Genomic DNA, 21151 nt, shown 5'->3' with positions numbered 1-21151 from the left:
GCAACCGGCCGATCAAGGTGGTCATCGATGCCGGCAACGGGATGGCCGGGCTCACCGCCCCGGCCGTGCTGGGCGCCGCGGCCGGGCTGAGCCCGCTGCCGATCGAGATCGTCCCGCTGTACTTCGAGCTGGACGGCAGCTTCCCGAACCACGAGGCCAACCCGCTCGAGCCCAGCAACCTGGTGGACCTGCAGGCCGCCGTCGTGGAGCACGGCGCGGACCTCGGCCTGGCGTTCGACGGCGACGCCGACCGCTGCTTCGTCGTCGACGAGCACGGCGCGCCGGTCAGCCCCTCGGCGATCACGGCCCTCGTGGGGCTGCGCGAGGTGGAGCGCGAGCTCGCCGAGGGCCGCACACCCACGGTCATCCACAACCTCATCACGTCCCAGGTGGTGCCCGACCTGCTGAGCGCCGCCGGCGCCCGCACGGTGCGCACCCGGGTGGGGCACTCGTACATCAAGGCCGAGATGGCGCGCTACAAGGCGGTCTTCGGCGGCGAGCACAGCGCGCACTACTACTTCCGCGACTTCTTCTTCGCCGACACCGGCATGCTCGCCGCGATGCACGTGCTCGCGGCGCTCGACGCCGCGCGGGACGCCCAGGGCGAGCCCGTCGCGATGTCCTCCCTCGCCGAGGCGTACATGCCCTACGCGGCCAGCGGCGAGATCAACTCCGTCGTGGCCGACGTCCCGGCCGCCCGCGCGCGCGTGGTCCAGGCGTACGTCACCGAGCACGGGGCCGGCCCGGTGGAGGTGGACGAGCTCGACGGGCTGACCATCTCGCACTGGGGCACCAGCCCGCGGTGGTGGTTCAACCTGCGTGCGTCGAACACCGAGCCGTTGCTGCGCCTCAACGTCGAGGCGGCAGACGAGGACGTGATGGTCAAGGTGCGCGACGACGTGCTCGCCCTGGTGCGCGCCGTGGCAGCCGAGCCGTCGGCGACCGCCTGATGGCCGGCCCGGCCCTCGAGCCGTGGGTCCGCGCGATCCTGCGCTGCCCCGCGTGCGGCGGGACCCTCGCCGACCGCGGCCCGGAGCGGCTGGCCTGCACGGCACCGGCGTGCGCCCTGGTCTACCCGGTGCGCAGCGGGATCCCCGTGCTGCTCGTCGACGAGGCAGTGGCGCCCGGCCCGACCCCTCAGAGGAGCGCCTGACATGTCCCACGGCGGCGGCAACCGGGCGATCATCGCGGCGCTGAGCGCCAACCTCGGCATCGCGGTGACGAAGTTCATCGCGTACCTGCTGACCGGCTCGAGCTCGATGCTCGCCGAGTCGGTCCACTCCGTGGCGGACTCGGGCAACCAGGCCCTGCTGCTCCTCGGCGGCAAGCGGGCGCGCCGGGAGGCCAGCAGCGCCCACCCCTTCGGGTATGGCCGCGAGCGGTACCTGTACGCCTTCATCGTGGCGATCGTGCTCTTCAGCGTCGGCGGCCTCTTCGCGCTCTACGAGGCGTGGCACAAGTGGTCGCACCCCGAGCCCATCGAGGGCCAGTGGTGGTGGGTGCCCCTCGCGGTGCTCGTCGCGGCGATCGCGATGGAGAGCTACTCGTTCCGCACGGCGATCGTGGAGTCCAACCACGTGCGTGGCCGGCAGTCCTGGGTCTCGTTCGTGCGCAACGCCAAGGCGCCAGAGCTGCCCGTGGTGCTGCTCGAGGACCTCGGCGCGCTCATCGGCCTGGTCCTGGCGATGTTCGGCGTGAGCCTGACCCTCCTCACGGGCGACGGACGATGGGACGCCGCGGGCACGGCCTCCATCGGCGTGCTGCTCGTCACCATCGCCATCGTGCTCGCGCTCGAGACCCGCTCGCTGCTGCTCGGGGAGTCCGCGAGCCAGGAGAACATCGCCGCGGTCGAGCAGGCGCTGGTCGGCCCCGGCGTCGTGTCGGTCATCCACCTGCGCACCCTGCACATCGGGCCGGAGGAGCTGCTGGTCGCCGCGAAGATCGAGGTCTCCGAGGCGGAGACGGCCCGCGAGGTCGCCGAGGCGATCGACGCGGCCGAGACCCGCGTGCGCGCGGCCGTGCCGATCGCGGCGACGATCTACCTCGAGCCCGACCTGCGCCGCGCGGTGGCGGTCACCGCCGGGGACTGAGCCCGGTGCGCCGCCGGAGGGTGGGTGGCGCGCTCGCCGCCGCCTGCGCCCTCGTGGCCCTCGCGGGCTGCGCGCCGGAGGCGGCCGAGGGTGCACGGCCCGCGCCCGCGTCGCGCGAGGACCCTTCGGTCGCTGCGCCGTCGTCTCCCGTCCCGAGCCCCACCGTGGCGACGGGCGGCACGCCGACGAGCGCGCCGAGCCCGACCCCGACCGGACCCGTCTTCGCCTCGAGCGTCGCACCCATCACCCCGGAGCTCGCCGGGCGGATGCACGCCTCGTGGCGGCCGGGCTGCCCGGTACCGCTGGCGGACCTGCGGTACGTCACGGTGAGCCACGTCGACCTCGCCGGGGCCGTGCAGACGGGCGAGCTCGTGGTGCACGCCGACGTGGCGGAGCCGGTGGTCGGGGTGTTCGCTGCGCTCTTCGAGGCGCGGTTCCCCGTGGCGTCGATGCGGCTGGTGGACGACTTCGGGGCCGACGACACCGCCTCGATGGAGGCCGACAACACGTCCGCCTTCAACTGCCGGGCCATCACGGGCGGCACGGCGTGGTCCGAGCACGCCTACGGCAGGGCGATCGACCTCAACCCGGTGGAGAACCCCTACGTCGTCGGCGCGCACGTCGCCCCCGCGCAGGGGCGTGCCTTCGTCGACCGGCCGGACCTGCCGGGCGTGGTGCACGACGGCGACGTGGTGGTCCAGGCCTTTGCCGCGGCCGGCTGGGCCTGGGGCGGCCACTGGGACAGCCCGCTGGACTACCAGCACTTCTCGCTCACGGGCCGCTGAGGGGCCCGGGGCTCAGCTCGCCGGGTCGGGCACCGCGTGCGGCAGCCGCTGGACCAGGGCGGTCTCCACGGCGGCCTGCCGGGCCACCGCGATCGCGTGGGCGTACTCGCGGTCCCGCCGCTCGGCGAGCACGGCGGCGAGGAATCGCTCCGGGTGGGTGCCCGGCGGCGGGCCGGGGGCGACGTAGCGCTCCACGTCGGCAGCGAGCTCGACGCCGAGGCGCACGCGCGAGGCCATGTGCAGCCCGTCGACGCGGCCGAGGAACTGACGCACCGAGAGCGCCAGACCGTCGGGGAGGCGGCGGATGTCGGCGTGCCGCACCCAGCCGGCGAGCTCGGCCGGCATGACGAGCGGTGGCAGGGGACGCTGGCCGCCGCGCACGCGCACGGCGTAGGTGCCGGCGAGCATGTCCCCCAGCCGCTTGCCGCGCGGGTGGACGAGCGACGTGATGAGCGCGACCGAGCCGACGGTGAGCCAGAGCTCGAGCACCCCGACGAGCGCCCGGACCACGGCGTGCCGGAACCGCACCGGGCCGCCGTCGTCGCGCACCACGCGCAGACCCATCGCGACCTTGCCGAGCGACCGCCCCCGGCTGAGGGTCTCGACGGTGGTCGGGATGACCACCATGACGGTCACCGCCAGGACGATCCCCAGGGCCGATCCCGCAGCCGCGTCGAGGTTCTGGCCCGCCGTGACCCCGAGGAGCAGGATGGCGAACGCGACGACGCCGGTGACCAGCAGGTCGATGAGCGAGCCGAGCAGCCGGCTGGCGAACGACGCGGGGCGCGCGTCGAGCAGGACGCCCTCGCCGATGAGGATCTCGTCGTCCACGTCGCCTCCCTGATGCCCCGGCCGCTCACCTGCTCGTGCCCGCCCTCGGTGCGCGCGCGTGCTGTGGCAGGCTACCCGGCGTGGACCTCGACGCGTTCTCCGCCGTGCACGGCCCCACCTGGGCGCGCCTGGACCACCTGTCCTCGCGCGGCCGGCTCACGGGCGCCGAGGCGGACGAGATCGTGCTGCTCTACCAGGAGGTCGCCACCCACCTGTCGGCCGTGCGGTCGGCGGCGCCGGACCCCTCGCTCGTCTCGCGCCTGTCCGAGGTCCTCGGCCGCGCGCGCTCGGCGATCGCCGGCTCGCACGACCCGTCGTGGGGCGACGTCTCACGGTTCGTGCGCGTGGTCCTGCCGGCGGCGCTCTACCGCGTGCGGTGGTGGACGTGGGCGGTCATGGTGGCGTTCCTCGCGATCGCCCTCGTCGCCGGCCTGCACGTGTACGGCGACCCGGCGGCGCAGGCCGCGATGGGCACCCCGAGCCAGCTGCAGGAGTACGCCGAGCAGGAGTTCGCGAACTACTACTCGAACTACCCGGGCGAGAGCTTCGCCGCGCAGGTCTGGACCAACAACGCGTGGATCGCCGCGCAGTGCGTCGCCTTCGGCATCACCGGCGTGTGGCCGGTGATGGTGCTGGTGCAGAACGCCGTCGGCGTGGGCGGTGCCGGCGCCGTCATGGCGCTGCACGACGGCCTGGGAGTCTTCTTCCAGATGATCCTGCCGCACGGCCTGCTCGAGCTGACGGCGATCTTCGTCGCCGCCGGCGCGGGTCTGCGGATCTTCTGGACCATGGTGGACCCCGGCGGTCTGCCGCGTTCGCGGGCGCTCGTCGAGGCAGGGCTGTCGCTCATCACGGTGGCGATCGGCCTGGTGGGCGTGCTGGCGGTCGCCGGCCTCATCGAGGGCTTCGTCACGCCGTCGTCGCTGCCGTGGGGGGTCAAGGTCGCGATCGGGGCGCTGGCCCTTGCCGTGTTCTGGGCCTACGTGCTGGTCCTCGGGCGCCGCGCCGTGCGCGCGGGGGAGACCGGCGGCCTGCGCGACGGCCACGCGGCCGACCAGCTGCCCGTCGCGGCCTGAGGCCCCCGGCGACCGCCGGCAGCAGCCGGGCTCACAGCCGCCCGGCGGCCTTGAGCGCGAGGTAGGTGTCCGCGAGGCGCGGCGCGAGGTCGTCCGGCAGGGCGTCGACCACCTCGACGCCGCGCTGGCGCAGCCGGACCGTGACGGCCGCGCGCTCCAGCTCGGTGCGCTCGGCCGCGGCCGCGTCGTAGACCTCGGCGGACGTCGCGCGCCCCGTGCGCAGGTGCGCCACCTCGGGGTCCGCCACCGACGCCAGCACCACCACGTGGTCCTTGGACAGAGGGGCCACCACGGGCAGCAGGCCGTGTCCCACGCTCGCCGGCTCGAGCGCGGTGAGCAGCACGACGAGCGCGCGCCGGGACATCCGCTGCTGCACCGCTGCGACGACGCCGGGCCAGTCCGTCTCGACGAGCGCGGGCTCGACGGGGGCCAGGGCGTCCGCCAGTGCCGGCAGCAGGCGCGGTCCGCTCGCCCCCGCCACCTGCGCGCGCACGCGGCGGTCGAACGCGATGAGGTCCACGCGGTCGCCGGCGCGCGAGGCCAGCGCGGAGAGCAGCAGGGCGGCCTCGATGGAGGCGTCGATCCGAGGCAGGTCCCCGATCCGCGCCGCCGACGTCCGCGACGTGTCGAGCACGATGAGCACACGGCGGTCCCGCTCGGGACGCCACGTGCGCACCACGACCTCGGAGCGTCGGGCCGTGGCCCGCCAGTCGATGGAGCGCACGTCGTCGCCGATGACGTACTCGCGCAGCGAGTCGAACTCCGTGCCGGCGCCGCGCACCTGGACCGCCGTGCGCCCGTCCAGCTCGCGCAGGCGCGCCAGCCGGCTCGGCAGGTGGCGCCGCGAGGCGAACTCGGGCAGCACGCGCAGCCGTCCGGGCACCGGCGCGCTCACCTGGCGGCCGGCCAGGCCCATCGGGCCGAACGAGCGCACCGTGACGCGGTCCGCCATCCGGTCGCCGCGGCGCGTCGGTCTCAGCGGGGTGACGACGCGACGCGACTCACCGGGCGGGAGGTCGACGCGGTGCCGGTTGGCGCTGGCCCCGGCCGACGGCTGCCACGCGTCGCGCACGATCCCGCGCAGCCGCCGGGTCGAGCCGTTGGTCACCACGAGCGTCGAGCGCGTCGACTCGGTGAGCCGCACCGAGCCGGGCACCTGCCGGACCACCTGCACGAGGCGCGGCGAGGCCGCCAGGGCGAGGTCCACACCGCACAGGAGCACGACGAGCGCCGCCCACGCCGCCACGACACCGAAGGCGGGGGCGAGCAGCACCGGCACCACGCCCAGCGCGGCGAGGGCGACGGCCCGCCAGGTGATCGCCATCCTCAGCGCGGGACCGGGACAGCGCCGAGCACGGTGTCCAGCACGCTCTCCGCGGTGACGCCCTCGAGCTCGGCCTCGGCCCGCAGCTGCACGCGGTGGCGCAGCGTCGGGTGGGCCAGGGCCTTGACGTCGTCCGGCGTGACGTAGCCGCGACCGGCCAGCCACGCCCAGGCGCGCGCGGTCGCCAGGAGCGCCGTCGCCCCGCGCGGGGAGACGCCCAGCGACAGCGACGGGGACTGGCGGGTGGCACGGCAGATGTCGACCGCGTAGCCGAGCACCTCGGGCGCCACCTGCACCTGGGCCACCTCGGCCCGCGCCATGGCGAGCTGGGCGGCGTCCGTGACCGGGCGCACGCCCGCTGCGGCGAGGTCGCGCGGGTCGAAGCCCGCGGCGTGCCGCCGCAGCACCTCGATCTCCTGGTCGCGCTCGGGCAGCGGCAGCGTCAGCTTGAGCAGGAACCGGTCGAGCTGGGCCTCGGGCAGCGGGTAGGTGCCCTCGTACTCGACGGGGTTCTGGGTCGCGATGACGAGGAACGGGTCCGGGAGCTGGCGCGGGGTGCCGTCCACGGACACCTGCCGCTCCTCCATCGCCTCGAGGAGCGATGCCTGCGTCTTGGGGGGCGTGCGGTTGATCTCGTCCGCGAGCAGCAGGTTGGTGAACACCGGTCCCTCCCGGAAGGAGAACTGCGCCGTGCGCGCGTCGTAGACCAGCGAGCCGGTGACGTCGCCGGGCATGAGGTCGGGCGTGAACTGGACCCGCTTGGTGTCGAGCGCCAGCGCGGTGCTCAGCGTGCGCACCAGCAGCGTCTTGGCCACCCCCGGCACCCCCTCGAGCAGCACGTGCCCGCGGCACAGCAGCGCGATGATGAGGCCGCTGACGGCGGCGTCCTGCCCGACGACGGCCTTGCCCACCTCGGTGCGCAGGGCCGCGAGGGCGCCGCGCAGCTCGTCGGACGGCGTCAGCTGCTGGGCCCGGTGCGCTGCGGCGGGCTGTGCCGCGATCGGCGGTGCCGGGGGCGGCGGGACGGCCGGCGTCGGCGGCGGGGGAGTCGGCGCGGCCGACTGCCAGGTGGGTTCTGTCACGGGCGATGAACCTCGCTCTCCAGGTGGTCGAGCAGCCGGGCCAGGGCGAGCAGCCCGACGTCGTCGGTCGGTGGTGGTCCGTACAGCAGGCCGGCGACCTGCTCGGTCGGTCGTCCGGTGGCCCGCACGACGGCGTCGATGACGGCGGTGGCCCCGGCGGTGCGGGGCAGGCCGAGCCGAGCGGCGGTGCGCCGCGCCGTCCCCGCGCGCAGCGAGGCGGCGGCGTGCCCGCGGGAGCGTGCGCGGCGGTACAGCCGTCCGCGGCCCAGGGCCGTCTCCGCGGCGCGGACGGTGACGGGCAGGGGCTCCGTGACGACGGGGCCGAGCGCGCGGCCCCGCCACAGGGCCAGCGCGAGGACGACGACGGCGAGCTGGGCCGCGACCGGACCCGCCCAGCCGGGCAGCATCGCGCCCACCGGCACGGTCGCCGTCGTGTCGCCCACCGAGGGCAGGTACCACGTGAGCTGCTCGTGGTGACCCAGGGCGCGCAGCCCGAGGGCGGCGTTGCCGTCCTCGGCGAGCCGTGCGTTGGTCAGCCAACCGGCGTCGTCGAGGACGACGACGCGCCGGCCGTCGACCTCGAGCGCAGCGTAGGCACCCATGGTCGGCTCGCCGTCGGCGGGGAAGCACAGGACGGTGCCGGGGCCGGTCGAGCGGATGCCGTAGCCCCAGCTCTCGACCCGCTCTGCCGCCTGCGCATCGGGGTCGGTGCAGCGCGCGGCGGCGGGCCCCGTGAGGCCCCAGCCGCCCTCGAGCGCGCCCTGCGTGAACAGCGGCAGGTGGTAGCCCTCGGGGGAGGCGAGGACCAGGTCCGCGTCGGTGGCCGCGAGGTCGGCGATCTGCGTGTCGCTCAGCAGGTAGGTCTCCACGACGAGCAGGGTGGTACCCGCCTGCGCCGCGGCGACCGCCTCGGCGGTGCTGCGCACGGTGGTGATCCGCACGCCCTGCTCGCCCAGGATCTGGGCCAGGGCCCTGGCGCCGTCTGGCGCGGGGTTGTCCGTGCCGAAGCGCTCGGCGGACAGCGTGGGGCGCACCAGGGCGCCGACCAGGCCGGCGAGCACCACGACGAGCACCACGAGCAGCGGCCAGCGCCACGTGCGCCAGCGGGCCCTGGCGCGGCCGGCGCCCGAGACGCCGCCGCCGAGCACCACCGGGGCGGCGGGGGTGGCCCTGCCCGCGGCGCGGTCGCCGGCGGACGTCGAGCCGGGCGCGACGGGCGCTGCCGTCCCGGCGGCGCTCACGCGTCGACCATCGGGGCGAGCGGGACGGGCCGGGCGGTCCGCAGGCTGGTGTCGAGCTCGCGGAGGGAGGCGTCGTCCGCCGCGTCCGGCACGGTGTCGCCGTAGCAGACGTCGTCGAACAGCCGGCCGGCGCGGCGTAGCTCAGCGGCGTGCTGGGGCAGCCGCCCGCCGGCCACCTCCGTCGCCTCGTGGGCCGTGCGCCCCGGTCGCGGGTCGAGCAGGGTCCGGTCCTCGAGGGACCGCAGGATCGCACGGAAGCGGTCGAGCACCGCCGCCGCCCAGTCGCCGGCGGACGCGGCGGCGTCCGCCGACGCGCGCAGCTCTGCGGCCGAGCGCGCATCGTCGCCGAAGACGTCCACCGACGCGCGCCGTCCGCGACGGGCCCGCCCCACCGGGCCGGCGACCACGAGCGCGACGACGCCGGCGAGCAGCACCCCCGCGGCGGCGAGGACGGCGGCCGTGCGCGCGTCGAACGCGGTCAGAGCCTGCTGCGCCTGGGCCAGCTGCTCCCAGAGCCAGTCGAGGAGGAGCTCCAGCAGGCTGGGGCTCTGGTGGTACACCGGGTCGGCGAGCTCGGCGCGCGCCCAGCGCTGCGCGGTGGCGGCATCGGGGTCGACCGGGACCTCGGCCAGCACGCTCAGCAGCAGTGCGGACGTCGTGCTCACCGCGCGGCGGCGGCCTCGGCGGCCCGGATCAGCTCGACGTCCAGGCCCTCGCGGCGGATGCGGATGTCGATGTAGAGCAGGGCGACGACGGCGGCCATGAAGACGATCGTCAGGGTGTAGGCGACGGCCGTGCCCACGGAGATGAGCGCGATCGCGCCGCCGGAGGTCATCGACGGGTCCTGCAGGACGAGGGCCGCGACCATCGTCACGGGGACGAGGATGACCTGCGCGACGAACCCGGTGATGAGGGTGGTCAGCAGGTAGATGCCGAGGATCCGCCAGAAGCTGCCGCGGGTCAGGGCCCAGCCGCGGGTGACGGCCTGCCACACGCCGGTCCCCTCGAGGACGAGGGCTGGCGGGACGAGCAGGATCCGGATCTGGAACCAGACGGTGGCGAGGAACAGCCCGATGAACCCGACCAGGCCCAGCGCGACGGCGCCGGCCCACTGCTCGGCCGCGGCGAGCAGCACGACGGGGACGATCAGGGCTGCCCAGGCCGCCGCGACGACGAGCCCGGTCGCGGCGGAGAAGACGACGAGCCAGAGGGCGCGCCGCCAGTGCAGCCGCCACAGCTCGCCCACGGTGATGCTCTGGCCGATGACCGAGCGGGAGACCGAGGCGATGAGCACCCCGGTGAGCACGGTCGTCGCGAGCGAGAGGACCGGCAGGGTCGCGGACTGCGCCAGCGTGGAGCCCAGCGAGTCGGCCAGCCCGAGCTCACCCGTGGGGTCGATCTCGCTCGTCACGGTGGACAGATCCCCGGCGATGACGCCGAGCAGCAACCACTGCACCAGGCCCTGGATCGCCACCGCGATCGCGACGACCACCCCGGTGAACCCGAACATCACGCGCGGGTTGGCCCGGACGGCACGGAAGGCGCCGTCGAACAGCTCGCCGAGGCTCAACGGGCGCAGCGGCACGATCCCGCGCTGGACGGGCGGGGGGCGGTAGCCCACGGGTGCGCCGTTCGGCGGCTGCCCGTACTGCGGCTGGCCGTAGCCGGGGGCGGCGGGCTGGCCGGGCACGGGCTGGCCGTACTGCGGCTGCCCGTACTGCGGCTGGCCGTAGCCGGGCTGGACCGGCTGGGTGTAGCCGGGACCCCAGCCGGACGGCCCTGCGGGTGTCTGGTGCGGATCGCTCACGTCTCTCCCCTGCGGTGCTCACGGCATGCTCGAGCGCCGCCGTGACAGCGCGCTGCGCGCCCATCGTGCCACGCCGGTGCACCCCGCCGACGGCGCCTCGGGCCCCGTGTGCGCGTGGCGGGCCTGCGGGATGACACCATGGGCCCATGAAGGGACGCATCCTGGTGGTGGACGACGACGTCGCACTGGCCGAGATGATCGGGATCGTGCTGCGCTCGGAGGGCTTCGAGCCGTTGTTCTGCACACACGGCGACGAGGCGCTCGGTGCCTTCCGCGCGGGCCAGCCCGACCTCGTGCTGCTCGACCTCATGCTCCCCGGCAAGGACGGCACGGAGATCTGCCGCCTCATCCGGGCCGAGTCGGGTGTGCCGATCGTCATGCTCACGGCGAAGAGCGACACCGTCGACATCGTCCTCGGGCTCGAGTCCGGTGCGGACGACTACATCCCCAAGCCGTTCAAGCCCAAGGAGCTCATCGCCCGAGTCCGCACGAGGTTGCGCCGCACGGACGAGCCCACGCCCGAGCACCTGAGCATCGGCGACCTCGAGGTCGACGTCACGGGCCACCGGGTCACCCGCGCGGGTGAGCTCATCCCGCTCACGCCGCTGGAGTTCGACCTGCTGGTGGCCCTGGCCCGCAAGCCGTGGCAGGTCTTCACGCGCGAGGTGCTCCTCGAGCGGGTCTGGGGCTACCGCCACGCCGCGGACACGCGCCTGGTCAACGTCCACGTGCAGCGCCTGCGGTCCAAGATCGAGCACGACCCGGAGCACCCCGAGATCGTCGTGACCGTGCGTGGCGTGGGCTACAAGGCGGGTACCGACGGCACGTGACGAGGGCCGGTCGATGAGTGGCTGGTGGACCAGGGTGCGGCGCAGGGCGCTGCTCGCCCGGTGGCGAGCCGTCCAGGGCGGCCGCGCGGCGGTCTACCACTGGCGCGCGTCCCTGCAGGTCCGCGTCATCACGTCGACGCTCGTGGTGGGCATCGCCGCGCTCGTCACCTTGGGCGGCTACCTGTCGGACCGGATCCGCGACGGGCTGTTCGAGCAGCGCGTCCAGCAGCTGCTCGAGGAGAGCGCGCGCTCCACCCAGGGCGCCCAGGAGAACCTGTCCGCCTCGTCCGTGCCGACGGAGGCGGAGGTCCAGGCACTGTTCTACGCGCTGGTCCGCGCCCTCAAGGCGTCCGGGTCCGGCGAGCCCGAGGTGTGGCTGCGGCGCTCGCCCGGTGACGTGCCGGTGCTCGTCAACGACGTGTCGACGGCCGACCGCTCCCTCGACGTGCTGCTCACCCCCGAGCTGCGCGAGACCGTCCGCTCGGACGACCTGCAGCGCTGGACGTCCGTGGCGATCCCGACGGAGGACGGCGGGGCGGAGCCCGGCGTGGTCATCGGCTCGGTCGTCAACGTGCCCGCCGCAGGGCAGTACGAGCTCTACTACCTCTACAGCCTGCAGGCAGAGCAGACGACGTTGTCCTTCGTCCAGCAGGTGCTCGCCCTCGCCGGGGCCGGCCTCGTCGTGCTGCTCGGTGCGATGACCTGGCTGGTCACCCGCCAGGCCGTGCAGCCGGTGCGGAGCGCCGCCGGGGTGGCCGAGCGGCTGGCCGACGGCCACCTCACCGAGCGGATGACCGTGAAGGGCGTGGACGAGATGGCCACCCTCGCCCGGTCGTTCAACGAGATGGCCGAGTCGCTCGAGGACCAGATCGGCCGGATGGAGGAGATGAGCCACCTCCAGCGTCGGTTCGTCTCGGACGTCTCGCACGAGCTCCGGACACCCCTGACGACCATCCGGATGGCGGCCGAGGTGATCCACGAGGCGCGTGGCGGCCTCGACCCGGCGGCGGCGCGCTCGGCGGAGCTGCTCACCGCGCAGCTCGACCGGTTCGAGGACCTCCTGGCCGACCTGCTGGAGATCAGCCGGTTCGACGCGGGTGCCGCGATGCTCGACGCCCAGGGGCGCGACGTGCGCGACGTCGTCACCGGTGCCGTCGAGCAGGCGGCCCCGCTCGCCGAGCGGCGCGGGGTCTGGCTGTCGGTCGACCTGCCCGAGGTCTCCGTCATCGCGGACATCGACCCCCGCCGGATCGAGCGTGTGCTGCGCAACCTGCTCGTCAACGCCGTCGAGCACGCCGAGGGGCGTCCCGTCGAGGTCCGGCTGGGCGCTGACCAGCGCACGCTCGCCGTCACCGTCCGCGACCACGGTGTGGGGATGACCGAGGAGGAGGCCGAGCACGTCTTCGACCGCTTCTGGCGGGCGGACCCGGCACGGGCCCGGACCACCGGCGGCACCGGCCTCGGCCTGGCGATCTCGATCGAGGACGCGCACCTGCACGGTGGCTGGCTCGAGGCGTGGGGGCGGCCCGGTCAGGGGGCGTGCTTCCGGCTCACCCTGCCGCGCCGCGCGGGCATCGCGCTGGAGAGCTCGCCGCTCGCCCTGGTGCCCGTCGAGGACGACGTGCCCGTCCTCGCCGCCACCCTGGGCTCGGGGCTGGACCCCGCGGGCCTGCCCGACCTCGACCGGCTGGAGGACTGATGGCGCGCGCGCGTGCGACCCGGGGGTCTGTGGCGGCGGCCGCCGCCGGTGCCTGCCTGCTCGTCGCGCTGGCCGGCTGCGTGGCCATCCCGACGTCGGGCCCGATCAACACGGGCGACGTCGTCCTCACCGATCCCGGTCCCGCGATCGACCTCGCGAACGACCCGCCCCCGGACGGCACCCCCGAGGAGATCGTCAACGGGTTCCTCAGCGCCGGCGCCGCCGGGGTGTCGGACGAGTTCGTCGTCGCCCGCAAGTTCCTCGACCCGGCCACGGCCGCACGGTGGGACCCGACGGCGCGCGTGCTCGTCTACCCGCTCCAGGGTGGCGGCCCGGAGATCGAGGTCCGGGAGGACGGCACCGCGGTGGTCAGCGTGCCCGTCGAGGGGTCGCTCGACGGCGACGGCGTGTACACCGAGGCGCCCACGGGCGCGCAGGAGGAGCTGAGCCTGGAGCTGCGGCGCAACGCCGACGGCCAGTGGCGCATCTCGGCCCTCGACGACGTCGTGCTCATGTCCGCGTCGAGCTTCGCCAACCTGTACCGCCGCATGCCGGTGTACTTCGCGAGCCTCGACGGTGAGCAGCTGGTCCCCGAGGTGCGGTGGTTCCCCACCGTGCGGATCGCGACCGCCGCGGTGCGGGCGCTGCTGGCGGGGCCGTCGGCCTGGCTGCGCGACGTCGTGCAGACCGGTGCACCGGACGGCACGCAGCTGGGTATCGGTGCGGTCACGGTGACGGACCAGGTGGCGACGGTCGCGCTGTCGGCCGAGGCAGGGACGGCGAGCGAGAGCCAGCGCAACCTTCTGCTCGCCCAGCTCGACGCCACGCTCGAGCGGGTGCCCGGCGCGGCGGTGAGCGACGTCCTGGTGACCGTCGGCGACGGCGGACCGTGGGCGTCGACCGCGACCACCGTCCCGGTGCGCGACGTGTCACCGCCGAACGGCCCGTACGTCCTGGCCGAGGGCCAGCTGTCCCTCGTCGAGGACGGCGTCGTCCGGCCCGTCGACGACGCGGCCGACCTCACCGGGCGCGCGGTCCACGACCCGGCCGTCAGCCTCGACGAGCAGGTTCGGGTGGTGCTCGAGGGTGCCGGCCAGCTGCTCGCCCTCCCGACGGGCGGCGACGCGCCGACGCCCCTGTTCTCCGGGACCGCGCTGCTCGCGCCGTCGATCGACCGGTTCGACTGGGTCTGGACGGGCGAGCGGGCGCCGTCCGGCGGGCTCACGGCCGTCAGTGCGGACGGCGAGGCCGTGCCCGTCGCCGTCGACTGGCTGGACGGGCGCTCGGTGCGGTCGATGCGCGTCTCCCGCGACGGCGACCGCGTGGTCGTCGTGCACACGGGGGTGTCGGCACCGGCGGTCGCGATCGACGTCGCGGCCGTCGTCCGCGACGAGACGGGGCGTCCGCAGCGGCTGGGGGACGAGCGCCTGCAGATCGGCGCGGGGATGGACGACGCCACCCAGGTGGTCTGGGTGGACGAGGGCACGGTCGCGGTACTGGGCCGCAGCGGGTCGCTGACGCTGCCGACCATCCACCTCGTGCCCGTCGGCGGGCCGTCGGCCGCGCTGACGCTCGTGGACGGCACGGAGTCGATCGCGGCGGGCCGGGGTGACCGCTCCCTCTACCTCACCGACACGGAGGGCACGCTGCGCTCACGGCAGGGGACCAGCTGGGTGGTCGTGGCCACCGACGTGCGGGACCCCGCCTTCCCGGGCTGAGCCTGTGGACGGCCGTGCGGGCGGCCGTGCGCGCGGCATGCTCGGCGGGTGAGCACCCCGCGGCGGTGGCGACCGGGCCTCGACGCGTCGTCGCCGTGCGTGGAGCACGCCGGAACCGTGCGACGAGCCGCGCGGGACCTCACGCGGCTCGTCCTGCCGGTGGCCTGCGCGGGTTGCGGCCGGTGGGACGTGCCGCTGTGCGCCGGCTGCGCAGCCGCGCTGGACGCCGTGCGCCGCTGCGAGGGTGACGTGCCGCGGCTGGACCGCCTGGACGGCACCAGCCTGGCCGTGTGGACCGCCGCGGCGTACGCCGGACCCGTGCGCGGCGTGGTGCTGGCGTGGAAGGACGGCGGTCGCGCGGACCTCACCGGCGCCCTGCTGGTGGCGGTGCGGCGGGCAGCTGCCGCGGCCGCCCCGGACCTGCTCACGGCGGTGGGCGGCCGGACGTTGGGCGTGGTCGCAGTGCCCTCGGCGCCCGGTGCGCGCCGTCGGCGCGGTGCCGATCTCACCGCCCTGCTGGCCGGGGCCGTCGTCGCCGAGCTCCGCGCCGCGGGGCTGGACGCGCGTGCGGCCCGCCTCCTGGCGCAACGGCGCGGTGGGCGCGACCAGGTGGGGCTCGGTGCCAGGGCGCGCCGACGCAACACGACCGGCCGGGTGCGGGTGGTCGGCGGCGCGCGCGCCGCACACGGGCTGCACGTGCTCGTCGACGACGTCGTGACGACGGGTGCCACGCTCGCGGCGTGCGAGGACGCGCTGGTGCTCGCCGGCGGGTTGGTGCTCGGTGCGGTCGTCGTGGCGGCGACACCTTCACCGAACCTCACCCGCGCGGCGCTTCTCCCGGCGCCCCGTGCGGACTAACGTCAGTACATGGAGCACCGCGTCGGCACAGTCCGTGGCCCGCGCGGGCCGCAGGATCGCCGCGCGGCCGCCCGCCCGGCCGCAGACCCGGCCGGATCGCCCACCTCGACGAGGAGGTGGTGCCCGCCGTCCGCCCCATGAGGGTGTCGCCCATCCGTCGGGCGGCGACGCGCCGCCCCACCACAGGAGGTCATCATGGAGATCGTCGTCGTCGGCCGTCACGTCGAGGTTCCCGAGCGGTTCCGCCGCCACGTCACCGACAAGCTCGGCAAGGTCGAGCAGCTCGCTCCGCGCGCCCAGCGGATCGACGTCGAGATCACGCATGAGAAGAACCCCAGGCAGTCGGACCTCAGCGAGCGCGTCGAGCTGACCGTGCGCGGCAAGGGACCCGTGGTCCGCGCGGAGGCCTCCGCGGACGACCCGTACGCCGCGCTCGACGCCGCGGTGACCAAGCTCGCCGAGCGCCTGCGCCGCGCGCGCGACCGGCGCAAGGACCACCACAAGGACACCCCGCCGGTCCCGACGGACGCGCTGCCGACCCCGATGCCGCCGCCCGAGCCCGCGCCGACGCCGCCCGCCCCGGGTGAGGCCGTCGAGACGCCGTGGGGCGACTCCCCGGTGGTCATCCGCGAGAAGACCCACCACGCCCAGCCGATGACGCTCGACGACGCGCTGTACGAGATGGAGATGGTCGGGCACGACTTCTTCCTCTTCATCGACGCCGAGACCGCGCTGCCGTCGGTCGCCTACCGGCGGCGGGGCTGGAGCTACGGGGTGATCCGGCTCGACGCACCCGTCGCCGCGGTGACCTCGGCCGTCTGACCGCACCGGGCCTCGCTCGGACAGCTCGTCGCGGCGACCGCCGGCCCCGACCCGCCCCACGGCGGGTCGGGGCCGGCGGCGCGCGCTGGGGAGCAGGGGGTGTCGGTGGAGGGCGGCAGGATGGGCCCATGCCGACACGCCTCCCGTCCCGGCCGGCGGACCTCTCCCTGGCCCAGGCCCGGCGGATCGCGCTGCGCGCCCAGGGGCTGGACCGGCCGCGGCGCCCCGGCGGGCCGGCGACGATGCGCCACCTGCAGGGCGTCGTCGACCGGCTGGGACTCCTGCAGATCGACTCGGTCAACGTGCTGGCGCGGGCGCACCTGGTGCCGACGTTCTCGCGCGTCGGCCCCTACGACGTCGGGCTGCTCGACCGCGCCGCCGGCACGGCCCCGCGCCGGCTGGTGGAGACCTGGGCGCACGAGGCGTCCCTCGTCCCGCCGTCGACGTACCGCCTGCTGGGGTGGGGCAGGCATGCCTTCCGCGAGCGATGGTGGTCGGCGTCGGACGGGTTCGTGCACGAGCACGCGGCCGCGCTCGACGAGATCCGCGCGATGGTGCGCGACGAGGGGCCCGTGACGGCCCGCCAGGTGCACGCGCGGTTCGAGTCCCGCCACCCGCACGCGGGCGGGGGGTGGTGGGACTGGTCGGTGGCCAAGGAGGGCCTCGAGCGGCTGTTCCGCATCGGCGAGGTGGCCTGCGCCGGGCGCACCACCTCCTTCGAGCGTCGCTACGACCTCGTCGAGCGGGTGCTGCCGGCGCACGTGCTGGCGGAGCCCGAGCCCGACGAGGCGGACGCCGTGCGGGCGCTCCTCGAGATCGGTGCCAGGGCGCACGGCATCGGCACGGCGGGCTGCTTCGCCGACTACTTCCGGCTGCGCAGCCCGCACGTGCCGGCGGCCCTGGCCGCGCTCGTCGAGGACGGCGTGCTCGCGCCGGTGACCGTGCGGGGCTGGGACCGGCCCACCTACCTGCACCGGGACGCCGAGCTGCCGCGTCGCGCGACGGGTCGCGCCCTGCTCAGCCCGTTCGACCCGCTGGTCTTCGAGCGGCGACGGCTCGAGGAGCTCTTCGGAACGCGCTACCGGATCGAGATCTACGTCCCGGCGCACCGGCGCGTGCACGGCTACTACGTCCTGCCGTTCCTGCTCGGCGACCGGATCGCCGCCCGCGTGGACCTCAAGGCGGACCGGCGGGCCGGGGTGCTGCTGGTCCAGGCCGCCCACCGCGAGCCCGCCGCACCGGGCGCGACGGCGGGGCAGGCGGCGGGCCGCGTCCCCGACGGGCTCGCGGCCTCGCACTCCGGGCTGGTCCCCGAGCTGCGCGCCGAGCTCGACCTCATGGCGCGCTGGCTCGGGCTGTCCGCCGTGGCTCGGGCGCCCGGCGCGCACGGGGACCTCGCCGACGCGCTCCTCTAGGCTCGCGGCGTGCAGCCCCCCGTCGAGTGACCGGTCGTCGGCCTTGACATCGAGGTGGACGAGCACGCGGCGATGCGGCCGCGCGACTTCGGGCTCGTGGTCCTCGGGGCCGTGCTCTGGGGCACCGGGGGGCTGGCAGGTGCGACCCTCGCCGCCGACGGGATCGGCATGCTCGCCGTCGCCACGGCCCGGCTCGCCGTCGGCGGTGGGGTGCTGCTCGCGGCGCTCGCCGTCGCGCGTCGTCTCGGCCGGCTGCGCGGCTCGCTCCCCGCCCGGCGCCGCGTGCTCCTCACGGGGCTGCTCGCCGCCGTCTACCAGGCCTGCTACTTCCTCGCGGTGTCCTGGACGTCGGTGAGCGTGGCCACGCTCGTCGCGCTGGGGGCTGCACCGGTGCTCGTGGCGAGCGCGACGGCGGTGCGCCGGCGCCGCGTGCCGGGCGGGCGCACGGTCCTCGCCGTGGTCCTCGCCCTCGCGGGGCTCGCGCTCCTCGTCGGGGTCTCGGACAGCGGCAGCCCCGCCGGGGTCGGGCTCGCCCTCGTGGCGGCGGCCGCCTTCGCCACCCTGACGCTGGTCAACCGGCAGCCCGTCGCAGGGCTCGACCCGCTGACGCTCACCGGGGCGTCGTTCTCCCTGGGCGCGCTGCTGCTCGCGCCGGCGGCCATCGTGGCGGGCGTCGCGGCCGCGCCCGCGACCGGCGGCGGGGGCGGCGACCTCCTCGCCGCCGCCCTGCCCACGCTCCTGCCCGCCGGACCGTCGGCCTGGCTGCTGGTCGCGTACCTGGGCATCGGCCCCACGGCGCTGGCCTACGGCGCGTACTTCGCCGGCCTGCGGACGGTCCCGGCAACGACGGCGAGCCTGCTGGCCCTGCTCGAGCCGCTGACGGCGGCTCTCGGCGCTGCCCTGCTGCGCGACGAGCGGCTCGGCACCGCCGGCCTGGTCGGCGCAGCCCTGCTCGCCACGGCCGTGGTCGTGCTCCGGCCGCGGCGCCGCTCGCCTACGATGGGTCCCGGTCTGCCCTGACCCGCGCGGGTCGGGTCACGGACCGCCCGCGCCGGCCGGCGCGGGGAGCCACGAGTCTGGAGCATCGCGTGCCCTCGATCCTCGACAGAGTCCTGCGCATCGGCGAGGGACGGATCGTCAAGCGGCTCGCCGGGCTGGCCGACCAGGTCAACGCCCTCGAGGACAGCTTCACCGCGCTGAGCGACGAGGAGCTGCGCGAGGAGACGGACCGCTTCAAGGCCCGCCTCGAGGCGGGGGAGACGCTGGACGACCTGCTGCCCGAGGCCTTCGCCGCGGTGCGCGAGGCCTCTCGGCGCACGCTCGGCCAGCGGCACTTCGACGTGCAGCTCATGGGCGGGGCTGCCCTGCACCTGGGCAACATCGCGGAGATGAAGACCGGTGAGGGCAAGACCCTCGTCGCGACCCTGCCGGCGTATCTCAACGCGCTGACCGGCAAGGGTGTGCACGTCGTCACGGTCAACGACTACCTCGCCGGCTACCAGAGCGACCTCATGGGCCGCGTCTTCCGCTTCCTCGGCCTGACGACGGGCTGCATCCTCGCCGGTCAGAAGCCCGAGGAGCGCCGTCGGCAGTACGCGGCGGACATCACCTACGGCACCAACAACGAGTTCGGCTTCGACTACCTGCGCGACAACATGGCGTGGACGACCGACGAGCTCGTGCAGCGCGGCCACCACTACGCGATCGTCGACGAGGTCGACTCGATCCTCATCGACGAGGCCCGCACGCCGCTCATCATCTCGGGACCGGCCTCCGGAGACGCGAACACCTGGTACGCGGAGTTCGCCAAGATCGTCCGGCGCCTGACGCCCGAGGTCGACTACGAGGTCGACGAGAAGAAGCGCACCGTGGGCGTGCTCGAGCCCGGGATCGCCAAGATCGAGGACCACCTCGGCATCGACAACCTCTACGAGTCGCTCAACACCCCGCTGGTGGGCTTCCTCAACAACGCGATCAAGGCCAAGGAGCTCTTCAAGCGCGACAAGGACTACGTCGTGCTGCAGGGCGAGGTGCTCATCGTCGACGAGCACACCGGCCGCATGCTGCCCGGCCGCCGCTACAACGAGGGCATGCACCAGGCGATCGAGGCCAAGGAGGGGGTGGTCATCAAGGCGGAGAACCAGACCCTGGCGACCATCACCCTGCAGAACTACTTCCGGCTCTACGGCCGCCTGTCCGGGATGACCGGCACCGCCCAGACCGAGGCCGCGGAGTTCCAGGGCACCTACGGACTGGGCGTCGTGCCCATCCCGACCAACCGCACCATGCAGCGGATCGACCAGCCGGACCTCGTCTACAAGAACGAGGACGCCAAGTTCTCCGCCGTGGTCTCGGACATCGTCGAGCGGCACGCGGCAGGCCAGCCCGTGCTCGTCGGCACGGTCAGCGTCGAGAAGAGCGAGCTGCTGTCCCACCTGCTGCGCAAGCAGGGCGTGCCGCACGAGGTGCTCAACGCCAAGCAGCACGCGCGCGAGGCGTCGATCGTCGCGCAGGCCGGCCGCAAGGGCGCCGTCACCGTGGCCACCAACATGGCCGGCCGCGGCACCGACATCATGCTCGGCGGCAACGCCGAGTTCATGGCCGTCAGCGCCCTGGCTGCCAAGGGGCTGGACCCCGCCGAGCAGGCCGAGGAGTACGAGGCCGCATGGCCGGCCGCTCTCGAGGCCGCCGTGGCAGCCGTCGCCGCCGAGCACGAGGAGGTCGTCGGGCTCGGCGGGCTGTACGTGCTGGGCACCGAGCGGCACGAGTCGCGCCGCATCGACAACCAGCTGCGCGGTCGCTCCGGCCGGCAGGGCGACCCGGGCGAGTCCCGGTTCTACCTGTCGATGACCGACGACCTCATGCGCCTGTTCAGCTCCGGCCTCGCCGAGTCGATGATGAACCGCGCGGGCTTCCCGGACGATCTGCCGCTCGAGTCGAAGATGGTCACGCGGGGCATCGCCAGCGCGCAGGGTCAGGTCGAGGCGCGCAACTTCGAGATCCGCAAGAACGTGCTGAAGTACGACGACGTCATGTCCCGCCAGCGTTCGGTGATCTACGACGAGCGTCGTCGGGTGCTCCAGGGCGAGGACCTCGCCGACCAGATCCAGCACTTCGTCACCGACGTGCTCACCGGGTACGTCGAGGCCGCGACCGCCGACGGCACCCCCGAGGTCTGGGACCTCGACGCGCTGTGGACCGCCCTCAAGGCGGTGTACCCCGTGTCGATCACCCCCGAGGAGGTCGTCGAGGAGGTCGGGGCCGTCACCCGGCTGACGCGTGCGCTCCTGGTCGAGGAGGTGCTCTCGGACGCGCGGCACGCCTACGTCGCGCGCGAGGAGCAGATCGGCGCGGACAACATGCGCCAGCTCGAGCGCCGGGTGGTGCTCTCCGTGCTCGACCGCAAGTGGCGTGAGCACCTCTACGAGATGGACTACCTCAAGGACGGCATCGGCCTGCGGGCCATGGCGCAGCGTGACCCGCTCGTCGAGTACCAGCGCGAGGGCTTCCAGCTGTTCGCCGCGATGACCGAGGCGATCAAGGAGGAGTCCGTCTCCTTCCTGTTCAACCTTG

Annotated in this window: 18 protein-coding genes and 1 pseudogene; 13 read left to right on the top strand and 6 right to left on the bottom strand. The window is 74.9% G+C overall.

All coding sequences use genetic code 11. From position 1 onward, the window contains the following. From PKY62_RS03215 to PKY62_RS03200, 4 genes are all read left to right on the top strand, one after another. Nucleotides 1–950 (top strand): phosphohexomutase domain-containing protein (locus tag PKY62_RS03215; RefSeq protein WP_502875770.1); only part of this gene is annotated, 950 nt, incomplete at its 5' end. Beyond that, entirely contained in the window at nucleotides 950–1153 is a 204-nt protein-coding gene (locus PKY62_RS03210; RefSeq protein ID WP_324534793.1) for a Trm112 family protein, read from the top strand. The genes PKY62_RS03215 and PKY62_RS03210, both read left to right, overlap by 1 nt. A 1-nt stretch (nucleotide 1154) precedes the next feature. Beyond that, nucleotides 1155–2090 carry a cation diffusion facilitator family transporter gene (locus PKY62_RS03205; protein ID WP_324534791.1) on the top strand — a complete coding sequence of 312 codons (936 nt, stop codon included), beginning with the start codon at nucleotides 1155–1157 and terminating at the stop codon, nucleotides 2088–2090. A gap of 164 nt (nucleotides 2091–2254) precedes the next feature. Continuing rightward, entirely contained in the window at nucleotides 2255–2875 is a 621-nt protein-coding gene (locus tag PKY62_RS03200) for a M15 family metallopeptidase (RefSeq protein ID WP_324534789.1), read from the top strand. A 12-nt stretch (nucleotides 2876–2887) separates the two neighbouring features. On the opposite strand, the gene PKY62_RS03195 is transcribed toward PKY62_RS03200, so the two are convergent. Next, nucleotides 2888–3706 (bottom strand): RDD family protein, encoded by an 819-nt coding sequence (locus PKY62_RS03195; RefSeq protein WP_324534787.1) that lies wholly within the window; start codon nucleotides 3704–3706, stop codon nucleotides 2888–2890. A gap of 80 nt (nucleotides 3707–3786) precedes the next feature. Between PKY62_RS03195 and PKY62_RS03190 the strand changes: the two genes are divergently transcribed. Beyond that, nucleotides 3787–4782, top strand: coding sequence for a stage II sporulation protein M (locus PKY62_RS03190; protein ID WP_324534785.1), 996 nt, complete (start codon nucleotides 3787–3789; stop codon nucleotides 4780–4782). A 31-nt stretch (nucleotides 4783–4813) separates the two neighbouring features. Here the strand turns inward: PKY62_RS03190 and PKY62_RS03185 are convergent, their stop codons facing one another. Genes PKY62_RS03185 through PKY62_RS03165 form a run of 5 tightly spaced genes read right to left on the bottom strand, consistent with a single transcriptional unit; the run spans nucleotide 4814 to nucleotide 10236 of the window. Next, complete coding sequence (locus tag PKY62_RS03185; protein ID WP_324534783.1) at nucleotides 4814–6106, bottom strand: DUF58 domain-containing protein; 1293 nt, start codon at nucleotides 6104–6106, stop codon at nucleotides 4814–4816. A 2-nt stretch (nucleotides 6107–6108) separates the two neighbouring features. Next, entirely contained in the window at nucleotides 6109–7188 is a 1080-nt protein-coding gene (locus PKY62_RS03180) for an AAA family ATPase (RefSeq protein WP_502875769.1), read from the bottom strand. Next, nucleotides 7185–8429 carry a DUF4350 domain-containing protein gene (locus PKY62_RS03175; RefSeq protein WP_324534782.1) on the bottom strand — a complete coding sequence of 415 codons (1245 nt, stop codon included), beginning with the start codon at nucleotides 8427–8429 and terminating at the stop codon, nucleotides 7185–7187. The genes PKY62_RS03180 and PKY62_RS03175 overlap by 4 nt, the downstream gene beginning before the upstream one ends. After that, nucleotides 8426–9094, bottom strand: a complete 669-nt coding sequence (locus PKY62_RS03170) for a DUF4129 domain-containing protein (RefSeq protein ID WP_324534780.1) — start codon at nucleotides 9092–9094, stop codon at nucleotides 8426–8428. Before PKY62_RS03170 ends, PKY62_RS03175 begins: the two co-directional genes overlap by 4 nt. Then, a complete protein-coding gene (locus PKY62_RS03165; RefSeq protein ID WP_324534778.1) occupies nucleotides 9091–10236 on the bottom strand; it encodes a DUF7847 domain-containing protein in 1146 nt (381 codons plus the stop codon). The genes PKY62_RS03170 and PKY62_RS03165 overlap by 4 nt, the downstream gene beginning before the upstream one ends. 146 nt (nucleotides 10237–10382) lie before the next feature. On the opposite strand from PKY62_RS03165, the gene mtrA reads away from it, so the two are divergent. From mtrA to secA, 8 genes and pseudogenes are all read left to right on the top strand, one after another. Further along, on the top strand, nucleotides 10383–11066 hold the full coding sequence (mtrA, locus tag PKY62_RS03160; protein ID WP_324534776.1) for an MtrAB system response regulator MtrA: 684 nt from the start codon (nucleotides 10383–10385) through the stop codon (nucleotides 11064–11066). Between the two features lie 13 nt (nucleotides 11067–11079). Further along, nucleotides 11080–12765, top strand: a complete 1686-nt coding sequence (gene mtrB / locus PKY62_RS03155; RefSeq protein WP_324534774.1) for an MtrAB system histidine kinase MtrB — start codon at nucleotides 11080–11082, stop codon at nucleotides 12763–12765. Beyond that, nucleotides 12765–14483, top strand: coding sequence for an LpqB family beta-propeller domain-containing protein (locus PKY62_RS03150; protein WP_324534771.1), 1719 nt, complete (start codon nucleotides 12765–12767; stop codon nucleotides 14481–14483). The genes mtrB and PKY62_RS03150 overlap by 1 nt, the downstream gene beginning before the upstream one ends. A 48-nt stretch (nucleotides 14484–14531) precedes the next feature. Beyond that, nucleotides 14532–15341 carry a ComF family protein gene (locus tag PKY62_RS03145; protein WP_324534769.1) on the top strand — a complete coding sequence of 270 codons (810 nt, stop codon included), beginning with the start codon at nucleotides 14532–14534 and terminating at the stop codon, nucleotides 15339–15341. Nucleotides 15342–15536: 195 nt separating this feature from the next. After that, a complete protein-coding gene (hpf, locus tag PKY62_RS03140; protein WP_324534768.1) occupies nucleotides 15537–16163 on the top strand; it encodes a ribosome hibernation-promoting factor, HPF/YfiA family in 627 nt (208 codons plus the stop codon). A 128-nt stretch (nucleotides 16164–16291) separates the two neighbouring features. Beyond that, nucleotides 16292–17578 (top strand): winged helix-turn-helix domain-containing protein, encoded by a 1287-nt coding sequence (locus tag PKY62_RS03135; RefSeq protein ID WP_324534766.1) that lies wholly within the window; start codon nucleotides 16292–16294, stop codon nucleotides 17576–17578. 54 nt (nucleotides 17579–17632) lie between these two features. Continuing rightward, complete coding sequence (locus PKY62_RS03130; RefSeq protein ID WP_324534764.1) at nucleotides 17633–18598, top strand: EamA family transporter; 966 nt, start codon at nucleotides 17633–17635, stop codon at nucleotides 18596–18598. Nucleotides 18599–18666: 68 nt separating this feature from the next. Beyond that, nucleotides 18667–21145, top strand: a pseudogene (gene secA, locus PKY62_RS03125) (preprotein translocase subunit SecA); the annotation flags it as partial. Nucleotides 21146–21151 lie beyond the last annotated feature (6 nt).

This window comes from Actinotalea sp. (assembly GCF_035443605.1).
Classification (GTDB): Bacteria; Actinomycetota; Actinomycetes; order Actinomycetales; family Cellulomonadaceae; genus Actinotalea.
The sequence above is the reverse complement of the archived record's forward strand: the minus strand, read 5'-3'. Positions and strand labels throughout refer to the sequence as shown.

Excerpts from the sequence above, each read along its gene's own strand:
- PKY62_RS03210 (WP_324534793.1), top strand. The coding sequence starts at position 950 with ATGGCCGGCCCGGCCCTCGAGCCGTGGGTCCGCGCGATCCTGCGCTGC.
- PKY62_RS03205 (WP_324534791.1), top strand. The coding sequence starts at position 1,155 with ATGTCCCACGGCGGCGGCAACCGGGCGATCATCGCGGCGCTGAGCGCC.
- PKY62_RS03185 (WP_324534783.1), bottom strand. The coding sequence starts at position 6,106 with ATGGCGATCACCTGGCGGGCCGTCGCCCTCGCCGCGCTGGGCGTGGTG.
- mtrA (WP_324534776.1), top strand. The coding sequence starts at position 10,383 with ATGAAGGGACGCATCCTGGTGGTGGACGACGACGTCGCACTGGCCGAG.
- mtrB (WP_324534774.1), top strand. The coding sequence starts at position 11,080 with ATGAGTGGCTGGTGGACCAGGGTGCGGCGCAGGGCGCTGCTCGCCCGG.
- PKY62_RS03150 (WP_324534771.1), top strand. The coding sequence starts at position 12,765 with ATGGCGCGCGCGCGTGCGACCCGGGGGTCTGTGGCGGCGGCCGCCGCC.
- hpf (WP_324534768.1), top strand. The coding sequence starts at position 15,537 with ATGGAGATCGTCGTCGTCGGCCGTCACGTCGAGGTTCCCGAGCGGTTC.
- PKY62_RS03135 (WP_324534766.1), top strand. The coding sequence starts at position 16,292 with ATGCCGACACGCCTCCCGTCCCGGCCGGCGGACCTCTCCCTGGCCCAG.